This is a genomic window from Streptomyces sp. NPDC006207 (assembly GCF_040613835.1).
In the GTDB taxonomy this organism is placed as follows: Bacteria; Actinomycetota; Actinomycetes; order Streptomycetales; family Streptomycetaceae; genus Actinacidiphila.
The window spans coordinates 123,656-135,938 of the sequence record NZ_JBEXSX010000012.1; the positions used below are offsets into that span (position 1 = coordinate 123,656).

The window sequence follows — 12,283 nt, forward strand, 5'->3', positions numbered from 1 at the left end:
GTGCGGTCAGCCGATCGCCGGCTGACCGCCGTACGCGTCCAGGACGGCGCCGGTGACGTACCCTGCGCGGTCCGAGGCCAGGAAGACGATCGCCTCGACGATCTCGTCGACCTCGGCGACCCGGCCCAGGACGGTGTTCCGTGCGACGGCCGCCAGCGCGTCCTCGCCCATCCCGACGGTTCCGGGGGTGCGGACCGGCCCGGAGGCCACGGCGTTCACCCGTACCCCGCGGGCGCCGAACTCGTCGGCCCACACGCGGGTCATGAGCTCCAGCGCCGCCTTGGAGGCCCCGTAGGCGGCGGCCCCACGGGCGGGGACGCTCGCCGCCAGGGTGCTCAGGTTGACGACCGCGCCCCGGCCGCGGGCGGCCATGCCGGGTGCGAGGGCTCCGACGAGCAGCAGGGGCGCGCGGGCGTTGACGGCCATGTGGAGGTCGAACATCCCGGCCGTGGTGCCGGCGGCGCCCGCGAACCGGTAGATGCCCGCGTTGTTGACCAGCACGTCCACCGCGCCCGCCGCCTCGGCGAGGCGCAGCACGTCGCCGGGGTCGGAGAGGTCGGCGGCGACGAACCGGGCGCGCCCGCCCGCGTTCGCCACCTCCGCGACGACCTCCGCACCGCGCTCCCCGTCCCGCCCGTGGACGACGACCTCGGCGCCCAGTGCCGCCAGCCGCAGCGCGACCCCCCGCCCGATCCCTGCTGTGGCGCCCGTGACGAGGGCGGTGGATCCGGAGAACTCCTGGGTCACGGCTGGCTCCTCGGGGCGGCGACATGGGCGGCGGACACACACGCTCCGTGTCCGCGCTGGTTGTCTACCTCACGTACCGTCACCCCCGAAGTCGGCTCGCCGCCGGGACGGCCGTTCGGGACGGCTGCCGCTGCGGCCCGGTGGTCACCGCGCCGTCGTTCAGCCCTCGCCCTCCAGGACGCCCGCGAAGTGCCGGAACCCGGTCCGTTCCCGGTGGATCGCCCACAGGGCGCGCGCCAGCGCGGCCGGATCGTTCCTCGGGTGCCCGGGCGCGATGACCCCGGGAATGATCATCTGCGCGACGTGGATGGCCTCGGCGGCCAGCGTGTCGTGCAGCATCCGCGCGTAGGCGGTCTCGGCCGCGTACGCCACGGAGGTCCCCGCGCGGGACGGCAGCGGCCGCACCGCACTGCCGCCGTTGACGAAGAGGATCGTGCCCCGGCCCAGGAAGCGCATGTCGGGCAGCACCGCGTGGACGGCCGTGACCACGCCGTACAGGGAGAACTCCAGCGGTCCCGCGAAGTCGGCGGGCGTGCTGTCCAGGAGGGGCTTCATGAAGTCCCGGTGCGGCGCGGGACTGTACTGCAGTACCTCGATCGGCCCGAGCGCTGCCGCGGCGGCGTCCAGAGCGGCCCCGAGGGCGACCGGGTCGCGGACGTCGGCGGCGAACCCCCGCGCGGTCACGCCGTCCCTGTCCAGGTCGGCCGCCAGGCAGTCCACGCGGTCCTGGTCGCGGGAGACGAGCGCGACGTCGAAGCCGTCGCAGCCGAACTGGCGCGCCGCGGCGGCGCCCAGACCCTGCCCCGCCCCGACGATGACCATGGTCGTCATGTCAGCGCGGCACGAGCTTGAGCGTCGCGGCGCGCGCGGTCCCGGCCACCATGGGCTCCACGTACTCCGCGCTGTAGTGGCCGTACTTGCCGCGGTAGGCGGCGTCGAGGCGTTCGTTGACGTCCGGGTCGTCGACCTCGACGAAGGTGACGTCCCGCTCGACGCCGCCGGCGCTGATCCGGCCCTCGTGCCGCGTCTGCGCGGCGCGGAACCAGGTGCCGCCGCGCCCGCGGTAGGCCCGTACGTACAGGTCGGCGCCGTCGCGGACCACCCAGATGGTGGTCGGCGGGTCCAGCGTGCCGGGGTCGCGCCGCGGCGCGATGGCGAGCTCGTCGGCGTGCTCGATGCGGTCCAGTTCGTCCTTCGTCCACGTCGTCATCGGCGCGACTCCTCGGCGGTGGCGGGAACCAGGTCCGTGCGTCCTGCTGCAATGATCGACAATTTCGGCCCCCGGCTGTAGCCGCGTGGGGCCAGACGGGTACCTGACCGGGCGGTTCACTCCACGGGATGGTCTGCGGTGGCTGCAGTGGCGATTGCCGGGGAGCGTGTAGGGATCGCCAGCGGGAGATACCGGGAGGGTGCGTGGGGAGGGCCGACGAGGAGATCTTCGGTGGCCCGGCCGAGGTGGGCTGGTACGTGCGGCTGCTCCCGGTCGTGGTGCTCGTCGGCGGTCTCGTCGTGGACTTCCTCACCCCGACGCAGTACACGAGCGCGTCGTTCTACTCCGTCGCCCCGGTGCTCGCGGCCCCGCTGCTGTCGATGCAGGGCACGATGGTGGTCGGTCTGGCGGCGATCGTCGCGGACGCGGCGATCCTCGCCCACTTCGGCCGGCTGCGGGGACTGAGCGGGATGAGCGAGCTGCTGACCGTCTCGCTGGTCGCCGTGGTCGCGGTGTTCATCAACCGGCTGCTGGAGGCGCGCGAGGACCGGCTGCGCTCCGCCCGCTCGATCACCGCGGCCGTCCAGCGGGCGGTGCTCCCCGAACCGCCCGCGCGGGTCCGGGACCTGCGGATCGCGGCCCGTTACGAGGCGGCGGAGGCCGAGGCGGAGATCGGCGGGGACCTGTACGCCGTCCAGGACACGTCGTACGGGCTGCGCTGCATCGTCGGGGACGTACGGGGCAAGGGTCTGGACGCCGTGGAGGCGGCGACGCTGGTGCTCGGCAGCTTCCGGATGGCGGCCGACGAGCAGGCGACCCTGGCGGACGTGGCGGGGCACATGCTGCGGGCCCTGTGGCGGGAGTTGAGCCGGCGCGAGGAGGGCGAGCAACTGGAGTGGTTCGCCACCGCGGTCCTGGTGGAGTTCCCGCACGGCGGCGACCACGTCCGGTTGGTGAACCTCGGTCACCCGGCACCGCTGCTCCTGCGGCGCGGCAAGGTGCGTGCCGCCGAGCCCTCGCGGTACGGGCTGCTGCTGGTGGAGGGCCTGGGGAAAGGAGAGGCCGTGGTGGACACGGTGCCGTTCCCGCCGGGTTCGACCTTGCTGCTGTGCACGGACGGCGTCACCGATGCCCGCGATGCCAAGGGGCGTTTCTACGACCCGCAGGCGCGGCTGGCCGGGGTGGAGCGCGGCGGGCCGGCCGAGTTGCTGGAGGCGCTGCTCGACGACGTGCACCGGCACGCGGGCGGTCCGACCGACGACGACATGGCGCTCCTCGCGGTGACGCGCGACAGCTGAGGCGGCGCCCGCCCGGTTCTCGCGCGGTCCCTTCCCCACCGGGCGAGTCGCCGACCGCCTCGGCCCCGCCCGTGCGGCGGCCGTGTGGTTCGCCGTGACCGCCGTCCCCACCTGCCTGCCGGGCGTCCGCATGCCGTCGGCGGTCACCTTCGTCGTGGCCGGCGGCTCCACGACGGAGAACCACGCCGCAGTCCTCGGCCGGCCCGCCGGACAGGCCGCTTCGCCACCGTCACGATCGGCCTCACCGGCCTGCGTCCCACCTCCCGGAACCCCACCGACCAGCCGCTGGTCACCACCGGCTGACCGCGCGGGCACGGCGCCGCGGGACGCCTCCCGGCGCGGTCCCGCGGCGCCGCGGCCCGGCCCCGTGAAATGCGGTGGAGCCGGACGGAGCCCGCTGCTTAAGGTCGGCGGATGAGCACACGCACCTTCCGCGTCACCGTCCGCGGCGCCTTCGACGGACTCACCACCGAGCAGCGCGCCGGACTCCTCGCCCGCGCACCGGAACACGACGTCCTGCGCGCCGCCTTCACCCCCGAGGGCCACCTCAGCTACGACATCGCGGCACGCCCCGCCTTCACCTTCCGCTTCGTCGACTCCGGCGAGGCGGAGGAGGACATCCTCGACGCGACCGAACGCGCGGAGGAGGCGGCCAGGGCCTGGCTGGACGAGCGCGGCTACGGCTACAAGAACCTCAGGTCCCAGGCCGAGGACCTCTCCCAGGCGCCGCTGGGCAAGCGGCAGCGCCGCGCCGCCGCACAAGGGCACGCCTGACGTCCCGCCCCCGCCCCCGCCCCCGCCCCCGCCCCCGGCGCTGTCAACCAGAGTTGACAGTGCCGCGTCTGTCAACGTAAATTGACAGACATGACCGAGGCAACCGATCTCGCCGAGCGGGCGGGCGACCGCGACCCGAGGGTCGGGCTGCGGGCCGTCGCCGCGCTGCGGCGGCTGCTGGAGCAGCTGGAGACCGTACAAGTCAGGAGCGCGCGGGCGCAGGGGTGGTCGTGGCAGGAGATCGCCCACGAACTCGGCGTCAGCAGGCAGGCCGTGCACAAGAAGTACGGGAGGCATTGAGGATGTTCGAGAAGTTCACCAAGAGCGCGCGCGAGGTCGTCGAGGGCGCGGTCGGGCACGCCGAACGGGCGGGCGACCCGACGATCGGCGAGGAGCACCTGCTGCTGTCGCTGCTCGACCTGGAGGGCACCCGGGCCTCCGCCGCCCTGGCCGCGCTCGGCGTCGACCGGCGCCGCGAGGCCCTGGAGGAGGCGCTGGGGGAGACCCGGCGCCGCGGCGGGGTCTCACGGGCCGACGCCGACGCGCTCGCCGGGCTCGGCATCGACATCGCCGCGATCGTCGCCCGCGTGGAGGACGCCCATGGCACCGGCGCGCTCGCCGCCCGCCGTGGGCCCCGGCGGTGGCGGCCCGCGGGACGACGACCCTTCACCCGCGGGGCCAAGGGCGTCCTGGAGCGCTCCCTGCGCGCCGCCGTCGCCCGGGGCGACCGTCACATCGGCGACGAGCACGTCCTGCTCGCCCTCACCATCGGCCCCGGCGTGGTCGCGGACGTCCTCGCCGAGCACGGGGCGTCGTGGGCCGACGTCGAGCGTGTGCTGGCGGCGGACGGCCAGGGCCGGGCCGAGGCGAACTGAACGCCCGCTCCCGGCGGGCAAATCGGTTGAGCGGCCGACGGCGACCGTGCTAACCCTTTCGGGTTCCACGACGTCGATCATGCCGACCCGAAGGAGGGCCGCCCCCATGGTGCCCGGACGACTGGTGAAGTTGCGCCCGATGGAGCCCACGGACGCCGAGGCGCTGTGGCGCTGGAACCACGACCCCGAGGTCATGCGCTGGATGGACGACGACTACGCCCAGCCCCTCGCACAGGTGAGGAAGCGCATGGAGGAGCGGCCCCGCAACGCCTACGGCGACGTGCTCTACGGGATCGAGGTGCCGCAGGACGGCCGGCTGATCGGCCTGGTGCGGCTGCGCGACGCCGAACCCGAGACCGGATGCGCCGAACTCGACATCTACCTCGGCGAGAAGGAGTACTGGGGTCGCGGCTACGCCACCGACGCCATGCGCACGATGTGCCGCTACGGCTTCGAGAAGATGCGCCTGCACAAGATCTCGCTCACCGTCGTGACCGAGAACGAGGCGGCGCACCACGTCTACCGGAAGGTCGGCTTCGTCGAGGAGGGCCGCCTGCGCCAGGTCTTCCGGCGCGACGGCCGGTGGTACGACATGTTCACCATGGGCCTCCTGGAGGGCGAACTCCTCGACGGAGCCGCGGGCCCGGCACGGTGGGACGCCCCGGCACTCTGATCGCGCACGGCGTGCGCTTGACGTAGCCTGGGGCGTCCATCAGCAGTGATCCGCAGACGGCACAGGGGGCCGGCGTGACGACAGCAGCATGTCCCGATCTCGAGCAGGCCCCGGCCGACGTCGCGGCCGCGCCGCCCGTCGACGGCTGCGCGGAGTGCCTGGCCGCAGGACACCACGACTGGGTCCACCTGCGGCTGTGCCTCACCTGCGGCCACATCGGATGCTGCGACAGCTCGCCGGGCCGGCACGCCACCGGGCACCACGAGGCCACCGGCCACCCGGTGATCCGCTCGTACCAGCCGGGCGAGAGCTGGCGCTGGTGCTTCGTCCACGAGTCCATGGGCTGAGGACCGGGCCCACGGCTACTCGCGCTGCAATGCCGCCTCCTCCAGGTCCAGTTCGCGCATGACGTGACGCAGCACCTCGTCGTCGATGAGGCGTTCGTCGCGGAAGCGCACGAACTCCTGCCGTTCGGCGTCCAGCATCGCGCGGCGCAGCCGCCGGTAGGCCACGCTCGGAGGCTCGGCGCCCCCGCCGGTCGGGCCGCCCAGCCGTTCCCAGGCGGCGTTGCGGCGGGCCTCCGCGGTCTGCCGCAGGGTCTCCAGCACGGCCTGGTGGGAGCGCTTGTCCCCGGCCAGTTCCTCCAGGCGCGCCAGGGCCGCCCGGGCGGCACTGTGCTGCGCGCTCGCCTCGGCCAGGGCGTCCTCGTACGCCTCCTTGTTGCAGATGCCGAGCCGCCGGATGAGCGGGGGCAGCGTCATCCCGTGCAGCAGCAGCGTGGCGACCGTGACGAAGAAGGTCAGGAACAGGATCTCGTCGCGCCCGGGGAACGGCGCGCCGCTGTCGGTGGTCTCCGGCACCGCGAAGGCCGCGGCCAGCGAGACCACGCCGCGCATGCCCGCCCAGGAGAGCACCACCGGGTACTGCCACACCGGATACGGATCGCGCGCCCGGATCCGCGGGAACACCAGCCGTGGCAGGTAGGTCGCGGGGTAGACCCACACGACGCGCGCCAGGACGGTCACCGCCGTCAGCGCGGCACCGGCCGCGACCAGCCGCCCCACGCCCGTGTCGACCGTGTCGACGATGCCCCGCACCTGGAGGCCGATCAGGGCGAAGACGAGGGCCTCCAGCACCGTGTCCAGGGCGCTCCACACCGCGTACACCTGCAGCCGGGAGGTCGCCTCCGTGTCGGGGGACCGGTGTCCCAGGTACAGGCCGGCCACGACCACGGCCAGCACCCCCGAGGTGTGCGCCTCCTCACCGACGAGGTAGGCGAGGAACGGCACGAGCAGCCCGAGCGCACTGGCCAGGTCCCCGGGCAGGAACCGGTGCCCGATGCGGGCCAGCCAGCCGATCGCCAGACCGATCAGCGAGCCCCCGACGGCCGCCATCAGGAAGACCCCGACGCCCTGCAGCAGGGTGTAGCCGGCGCCGGCCACGGACGCGATGGCCACGCGGTAGGCCGTCAGCGCGGTGGCGTCGTTCACCAGGCTCTCGCCGCCGAGCACGGTCAGCAGCCGGCGCGGAAGCCCCAGCCGGCGTCCGATGGAGGTCGCCGCGACCGCGTCGGGCGGCGACAGCACCGCGCCGAGCACCAGCGCCGAGCCCAGCGGCAGCCCCGGCACCAGCCAGAACGCGGCGTAGCCGATCGCGACCGTGGTGAACAGCACCAGCCCCACGGCCAGCAGCCCGATGGGGCGCAGGTTCTCCCGGAAGCGCAGGTAGGAACTCTCCCGTGCCGAGGAGTACAGCAGCGGGGGCAGGACCAGCACCATCACCAGCTCGGGCTCGATGGCGTACGCGGGGATGCCCGGCACGAAGGACGCGCACAGGCCGACGGCGACCAGCAGCAGCGGCGGAGACACCCCCAGACGCCGGGCGACGGCGGTGACCAGCACCGCACCGACCATGAGCGCGACGAGCGCCAGCCCCTCCACGGACGTCTCCTCCACCCCTGTGGCGGCGCACGCCGCACGTGTGGCTCGACTGTACTGGTGTCGCGGCCGGGTCTCAGTCCTCGGCGGTGGCGGCTCCCGGCACGGCCTCGGGGAGGCCGATGAACATCGTCCGGTGCAGTGCCTGGACGTGGTCCTGGGCGACCGCGGCGGTCGTCGCGCGGTCACCCTGCCGCAGTGCGCGGACCAGGGCCCGGTGCTTGGCGCTGGAGGCGCGCAGAGCGTCGAGCGGGTAGGGCAGGTAGTACCGGTAGAGCTCGCGGACGACGGCGGCGTACGGGACGACGACCGACGGTGTCCCGGTGGCGGAGGCGAGGGCGAGGTGGAACTCCTCGTCATGGCGGTGGAACTCGGCCCAGCTGGTCACCGCGTCCATGAGGTCGACCAGGTGCTCCAGTTCGCGCAGCGCGGAGTCGTCGGCGTGGCCGGCGGCGAGGTGGGCGATGCCGCACTCCAGGACCAGCCGGTGGTCGATCAGCCGGCGCACCGCGTCGGTGTCGGAGCGGTAGCTGCCGACGGCGCTGACCGAGCCCTTCGCCGGTTGCCGGGCGACCAGTGTGCCGCCGTTGCGGCCGCGGCGGCGCTCCAGCAGCCCGTCGTCGCACAGGGCCACCAGGGCCCGGCGCACCGTGATCTCCCCGACGTCCAGCGCAGCGGCGATCTCGCCGGCCTCGGGCAACCGCTCCCCGGGGGCGAGCAGGCCCAGGTCGATGGCCAGGGCTATCCGGGCGCGGACGGTGTCCAGTGCGGACAGACGGCGGATGCCGCCGAGGGCCGGGGTGCTCAGCGGCGGGCCGGCGGCTGCCACATCGAGGGCGCCGGGGGCCTGTTCAGCACCGGGCCGTTCCGCAACGACGCCACCACGCTGGCCGGGATCTCCGGCGGCGCGGCCATCGCGGCGTACTCCTTCCTCGGCTTCGACGCCGTCACCACGCTCACCGAGGAGACCGTCGAGCCCCGCAGGACCATGCCCCGCGCGATCATGCTCACCGCCCTGATCGGCGGCGGCATCTTCATCGCGCTCGCCTACACCACCCAGCTCGCCCACCCCGGCAGCCGGTTCGACGACCCCAGCTCGGCCGCCTTCGAGATCGCCAGGACCATCGGCGGCGACCTCTTCTCCTCCGTCTTCCTCGCCGGACTCGTCGTCGCCCGGTTCGCCTCCGGCGTCGCCGCCCAGGCCAGCACCTCCCGCCTGCTGTACGCCATGGGCCGCAACGACGTGCTGCCGCGCAAGGTCTTCGGCCACCTCCACCCACGCCACCTGACGCCGGCCTTCAACATCCTCCTGACCGGCGTGGTCGGGCTCATCGCCCTCCGCCTGGACGTCGCCACCTCCACCTCCTTCATCAACTTCGGCGCCTTCACCGCCTTCACCTTCGTCAACCTCAGCGTGATCGCGACGTACCTGCGCAAGCGCCGCGCGGGCGAGCACGTGGGCGTGTTCGGCTACGCCGTCGTCCCCGCCATCGGCGCCCTGATCGACCTCTGGCTCCTGTTCCACCTCGACGGCAAGGCCCTCACCCTCGGCGTCATCTGGCTCGCCCTCGGCGTTGCCTACCTCGCCTACCTGACCCGCGGCTTCCGCAGGCCGCCGCCCGAGCTCACCTTCGACGAGCGCGGCGGCGCACCGGAGGCCGGCTGACGTCCCGGCGGTCCCGTTGTCGGTGCCCACTCCTACAGTCGCGGCATGACGACTTGGATGCGCGGATCGTTCGCCGGGCACGAGGTGAATCTCGTCTTCGCCCGCGGCATGACCCTCGACGCGCTGACGCGGCGCCTGCGGGGCGCGCAGCGGGAACCGCTCATGGTCGGTGAGGCGGGCGAATGCGCGTGGGCGGTTCACGACATGCACGACTACGACGCCGATGACTACGACGCAGTGGACTACAACCGCCTGTGCCGTGACGGCGCGGAGGTCGTCGTGTTCGAGACCGAGCCCTGCAGCGCGAAGGCCCATCCGCCGTCCTTCACCTACTTCCGCGACGGCCGTACGGTCCTCTCCCTCTCCTTCGGCAGCCCGCAGCTCCGCAGCGGTGAGAACCCCGACCACCTCTCGCCCGAACTGCTGGCCGCGAACCTCATCGGTCCGGACTCGGCGTGCGCGCGGGAGGCCGACCCCGGTCACGACTGCTTCGACCACCGCGACGAGGACCACGCGCGCCTCGTGCGGGCGATCGCCGGTTTCTTCATCCTCCCCTCGCCGCCCCTGTCCCCGGAGGTCTGCGCCTGATGGCCTGGCTCACCCCGAACACGTTCGTCACCTTTGTGAGGGGCATGACGCTGCCGACGGTCGCCGCCGTCTACGCCGAGGCCGGCCGGCCTGCTCTCGCGAGCGGATCAGGGGCGGGCTGGGTCTGGCTGACCCACGACGCCTACAGTGCCCCGCGCCGGTCGCAAGCCTGGGAACTGGCGCGCGATCTCACCGGCTTCCGGCACGTACATCGTGCGAGCGACCCGGGAGGTGCGCCGGTGGAAAGCGTCTTCCTGGCCTCCACGCCCCCATGCCGCTGCCCGCACGGGCAGGACTACGTGGTCCCCCATTGCGACGAGCACCCGATCCAGTTCACCCACGCTTCGGGCGGTTTCGAGGGGACCTACTTCAACTTCGGCATGCGACGCGAGTCCCGTCGCGCGGGCGGCTCGGCCGACCTGCTCGTCCGTGAACTCCTGGACGCGGGCATCGTGGGCCGCGACACCCCGCGGTACGACGCGGACGCCGCCTTCAACGCCGACGGTACCCACACCGTGCGCATCATCGCCGACCATTTCGGGCTGCCCTCACCGCCCCTCGCGCTCGCGCCGGCGGGGTGAGACCTGAGCGTGGTGACCCGGATCACCGGGTCAGTGGCCGGTCGTGCGGAGCCGGGCGAGGGTGCGCAGGCCGCGTGCGAGGACCTCGGGATCGTCGTGGGCGGCGCCGTAACGGATGCCCGAGACGGCGTCAAGGGCGGAGTCGACAGCCAGGCGTTCGTGCTCGAGCGGGGTGAGCTCCCGCCCGTAGCCGGTCAGGAAGGCCCCGTGGAGGTCCGGTCGGCCGGACCAGGCGTCGGAGAGCCGTACGAAGTCACGGAGCGCCGGTTGCGGCTCGCTGCGCTCGAAGTCGATCACGGCGAGCCGGCCCGACCACAGCAGGTTGCGCAGTTGGAAGTCGCCGTGCGTGGGCACCAGGTCGAGAGCGGGAAGGGCGGCTGCCCGGGCCGTCAGCGCGCGGACGAACTCCTCGTCACCCGGGGCCAGGTGGGGACGGGCGCCGTCCAGGTGCAGGTCGAGCTTCCCCGTGGCAGGTCCCTTGTCCCCGGAGGCGGGCCGTGGCGGTGCGCTGCCGTGGACGGCGGCGGCGAGCGCGCCGACGCGGACGAACATCGCACGTTCCTCCTCCGGGGGCCGGACGCCGACGTGGAGCGGGCGTCCGGGGACGGCGGTCACGACGATCGCGCGCAGCCGTTCGTCGGCCGCCACCAGGCGTGGCGTGGCGGCTCCCAGGGCCCGCACCCAGGTCCGGTAGGCCGTCACCTCCCGGTGGTGGAAGCGGTCGTTCTGGTGGATCTTGACGTAGCCGACGAGGCCGCCCGCACCGCACACCCGCCACACCCGACTGCTCTCGCGGGGCCAGGACGTGTCCGTCCACCGTTCGATCGGGCCGACGGCGCGTTCCGCGAACCGTCGCACCCGGGCTTCCGGCAGGCCCGGTCCGCAGGTCATGCCCAGCCCGACTCGGTGTAGTGGCGGCCGGCCCGGATGCCTTCGATCGCGGCCCGGGTGTACGGCACGAGGCGTTCGGGGAGGGCGTTCGGGTGCCACCAGCGCCAGGACAGGCACTTGTCGGGCTCGCGGACCACCGGTTCGCCCTGCCAGCGGCGTACGCGGAAGACGAGTTGCAGCCGGGGACGGCCGCCCGGCGCGTCGACGAGGTGCACGGCGTGCGCGAACTCGGCGTCCTCCGGCCTGATCCGCAGGCCCGTCTCCTCGTCCGCCTCGCGGACCAGGCACGCGACGGCGCTCTCCTGCTCGCAGTGCCCGGCGGGGAAGTGCCACTCGCCGCCGGCGAAGGCGGAGTCGGGGTGGCGCAGTCCGAGCAGGACCTGGCCGCCGGCGTTCTCCAGGTACAGGTGCGCGCCGACGACGTGGAGGACGCCCCGCCCGGCCGCCCGGGCTCCGGTGCCCGGCGGCACGGCCAGGCGGGCGTGCCGGCGGACGAGCTCCAGGGTCGCGTGGCCCAACCGCAGCCGCGGCATGACCTCGGGCCGGAACCAGCGCAGCAGGACGCCTTCGGTCAGTCGCAGGGCGTCGGGATCGCCGTTCCAGCGGCCGCTGAAGACCTGGACCGGCAGGAGCGACCCGTCCGGCTCGTGGACGTGCTCCACCGCGAAGGCGCGCAGCGCGGGCAGGTCGAGCCCCGCCTCCTCGCGCAGTTCACGCCGGGCGGTCGCCTCCAGGGACACGTCGCCCGGCTCACGGCCGCCGCCGAGCAGTGACCAGGCGCCGGGGTTGCGGATGTCCGGGCGGTGGTTGCGCAGGTGCAGGAGGTACTCGCCCTGGTCGTTGTGGATGAGCACCGAGGCGTTGCGCGGTTCACCGGCAGCCGGTGCACCGTCGTGGATCGACGTCAAGCGAGCCTCCAAGCGAGCTCCGGGGGTGTGCGGTCACCAAGGTCAACGAGCGGGGACGGCCAACGGGAGGGCAGGTTCCGGCCTTTCTGCGCGCCCCTGTACGGGCCGCCCGCAGGAGCGGGCAGGGATGGCGCC

Annotated in this window: 16 protein-coding genes; 9 read left to right on the forward strand and 7 right to left on the reverse strand. The window is 73.7% G+C overall.

What is annotated here, in order from left to right; genetic code table 11:
* Nucleotides 1–6: 6 nt before the first annotated feature.
* The 3 genes from ABZ312_RS12675 to ABZ312_RS12685 all read right to left on the reverse strand — a co-directional run bounded on the left by ABZ312_RS12675 (nt 7) and on the right by ABZ312_RS12685 (nt 1,957).
* Complete coding sequence (locus tag ABZ312_RS12675) at nt 7–747, reverse strand: SDR family NAD(P)-dependent oxidoreductase (protein WP_500331811.1); 741 nt, start codon at nt 745–747, stop codon at nt 7–9.
* Nucleotides 748–906: 159 nt separating this feature from the next.
* Nucleotides 907–1,578, reverse strand: a complete 672-nt coding sequence (locus tag ABZ312_RS12680; protein ID WP_500437576.1) for an SDR family NAD(P)-dependent oxidoreductase — start codon at nt 1,576–1,578, stop codon at nt 907–909.
* A gap of 1 nt (nt 1,579) precedes the next feature.
* Nucleotides 1,580–1,957: a DUF2255 family protein gene (locus ABZ312_RS12685; RefSeq protein WP_500331807.1), complete on the reverse strand. Its 378-nt coding sequence runs from the start codon at nt 1,955–1,957 to the stop codon at nt 1,580–1,582.
* A gap of 203 nt (nt 1,958–2,160) precedes the next feature.
* Between ABZ312_RS12685 and ABZ312_RS12690 the strand changes: the two genes are divergently transcribed.
* The 6 genes from ABZ312_RS12690 to ABZ312_RS12715 all read left to right on the forward strand — a co-directional run bounded on the left by ABZ312_RS12690 (nt 2,161) and on the right by ABZ312_RS12715 (nt 5,924).
* Nucleotides 2,161–3,255, forward strand: a complete 1,095-nt coding sequence (locus ABZ312_RS12690) for a PP2C family protein-serine/threonine phosphatase (RefSeq protein ID WP_500331805.1) — start codon at nt 2,161–2,163, stop codon at nt 3,253–3,255.
* A 414-nt stretch (nt 3,256–3,669) separates the two neighbouring features.
* Nucleotides 3,670–4,029 carry a DUF6204 family protein gene (locus ABZ312_RS12695; protein WP_500331803.1) on the forward strand — a complete coding sequence of 120 codons (360 nt, stop codon included), beginning with the start codon at nt 3,670–3,672 and terminating at the stop codon, nt 4,027–4,029.
* Between the two features lie 90 nt (nt 4,030–4,119).
* On the forward strand, nt 4,120–4,329 hold the full coding sequence (locus ABZ312_RS12700) for an HTH domain-containing protein (protein WP_018557908.1): 210 nt from the start codon (nt 4,120–4,122) through the stop codon (nt 4,327–4,329).
* Between the two features lie 2 nt (nt 4,330–4,331).
* A complete protein-coding gene (locus ABZ312_RS12705) occupies nt 4,332–4,904 on the forward strand; it encodes a Clp protease N-terminal domain-containing protein (protein ID WP_500437577.1) in 573 nt (190 codons plus the stop codon).
* 106 nt (nt 4,905–5,010) lie between these two features.
* Complete coding sequence (locus ABZ312_RS12710; RefSeq protein WP_500331799.1) at nt 5,011–5,577, forward strand: GNAT family N-acetyltransferase; 567 nt, start codon at nt 5,011–5,013, stop codon at nt 5,575–5,577.
* Between the two features lie 74 nt (nt 5,578–5,651).
* The gene (locus tag ABZ312_RS12715; protein WP_500331797.1) at nt 5,652–5,924 is read left to right on the forward strand and encodes a UBP-type zinc finger domain-containing protein; all 273 of its coding nucleotides are present in this window, start codon (nt 5,652–5,654) and stop codon (nt 5,922–5,924) included.
* 15 nt (nt 5,925–5,939) lie between these two features.
* Here ABZ312_RS12715 and ABZ312_RS12720 read toward each other — a convergent pair whose 3' ends face one another.
* Both ABZ312_RS12720 and ABZ312_RS12725 read right to left on the reverse strand, forming a co-directional pair.
* Nucleotides 5,940–7,517 (reverse strand): Na+/H+ antiporter, encoded by a 1,578-nt coding sequence (locus ABZ312_RS12720; protein ID WP_500331795.1) that lies wholly within the window; start codon nt 7,515–7,517, stop codon nt 5,940–5,942.
* Nucleotides 7,518–7,590: 73 nt separating this feature from the next.
* Nucleotides 7,591–8,343 (reverse strand): FadR/GntR family transcriptional regulator, encoded by a 753-nt coding sequence (locus tag ABZ312_RS12725; RefSeq protein ID WP_500437578.1) that lies wholly within the window; start codon nt 8,341–8,343, stop codon nt 7,591–7,593.
* 18 nt (nt 8,344–8,361) lie between these two features.
* On the opposite strand from ABZ312_RS12725, the gene ABZ312_RS12730 reads away from it, so the two are divergent.
* From ABZ312_RS12730 to ABZ312_RS12740, 3 genes are read left to right on the forward strand one after another with little or no spacing between them, the layout of a single operon-like run.
* The gene (locus ABZ312_RS12730; RefSeq protein ID WP_500359609.1) at nt 8,362–9,180 is read left to right on the forward strand and encodes an APC family permease; all 819 of its coding nucleotides are present in this window, start codon (nt 8,362–8,364) and stop codon (nt 9,178–9,180) included.
* A gap of 45 nt (nt 9,181–9,225) precedes the next feature.
* Complete coding sequence (locus ABZ312_RS12735; protein WP_500437579.1) at nt 9,226–9,768, forward strand: hypothetical protein; 543 nt, start codon at nt 9,226–9,228, stop codon at nt 9,766–9,768.
* A gap of 44 nt (nt 9,769–9,812) precedes the next feature.
* Nucleotides 9,813–10,349 (forward strand): hypothetical protein, encoded by a 537-nt coding sequence (locus ABZ312_RS12740; RefSeq protein WP_500331789.1) that lies wholly within the window; start codon nt 9,813–9,815, stop codon nt 10,347–10,349.
* 30 nt (nt 10,350–10,379) lie between these two features.
* Here the strand turns inward: ABZ312_RS12740 and ABZ312_RS12745 are convergent, their stop codons facing one another.
* Both ABZ312_RS12745 and ABZ312_RS12750 read right to left on the reverse strand, forming a co-directional pair.
* Nucleotides 10,380–11,207, reverse strand: a complete 828-nt coding sequence (locus tag ABZ312_RS12745; protein WP_500331788.1) for a phosphotransferase family protein — start codon at nt 11,205–11,207, stop codon at nt 10,380–10,382.
* 29 nt (nt 11,208–11,236) lie between these two features.
* A complete protein-coding gene (locus ABZ312_RS12750; protein ID WP_500437581.1) occupies nt 11,237–12,148 on the reverse strand; it encodes an NUDIX hydrolase in 912 nt (303 codons plus the stop codon).
* Nucleotides 12,149–12,283 lie beyond the last annotated feature (135 nt).

Coding starts and splice junctions, on each gene's coding strand:
- ABZ312_RS12695 (WP_500331803.1), top strand. CDS start 3,670: ATGAGCACACGCACCTTCCGCGTCACCGTCCGCGGCGCCTTCGACGGA.
- ABZ312_RS12685 (WP_500331807.1), bottom strand. CDS start 1,957: ATGACGACGTGGACGAAGGACGAACTGGACCGCATCGAGCACGCCGAC.
- ABZ312_RS12735 (WP_500437579.1), top strand. CDS start 9,226: ATGACGACTTGGATGCGCGGATCGTTCGCCGGGCACGAGGTGAATCTC.
- ABZ312_RS12705 (WP_500437577.1), top strand. CDS start 4,332: ATGTTCGAGAAGTTCACCAAGAGCGCGCGCGAGGTCGTCGAGGGCGCG.
- ABZ312_RS12680 (WP_500437576.1), bottom strand. CDS start 1,578: ATGACGACCATGGTCATCGTCGGGGCGGGGCAGGGTCTGGGCGCCGCC.
- ABZ312_RS12700 (WP_018557908.1), top strand. CDS start 4,120: ATGACCGAGGCAACCGATCTCGCCGAGCGGGCGGGCGACCGCGACCCG.
- ABZ312_RS12710 (WP_500331799.1), top strand. CDS start 5,011: ATGGTGCCCGGACGACTGGTGAAGTTGCGCCCGATGGAGCCCACGGAC.
- ABZ312_RS12740 (WP_500331789.1), top strand. CDS start 9,813: ATGACGCTGCCGACGGTCGCCGCCGTCTACGCCGAGGCCGGCCGGCCT.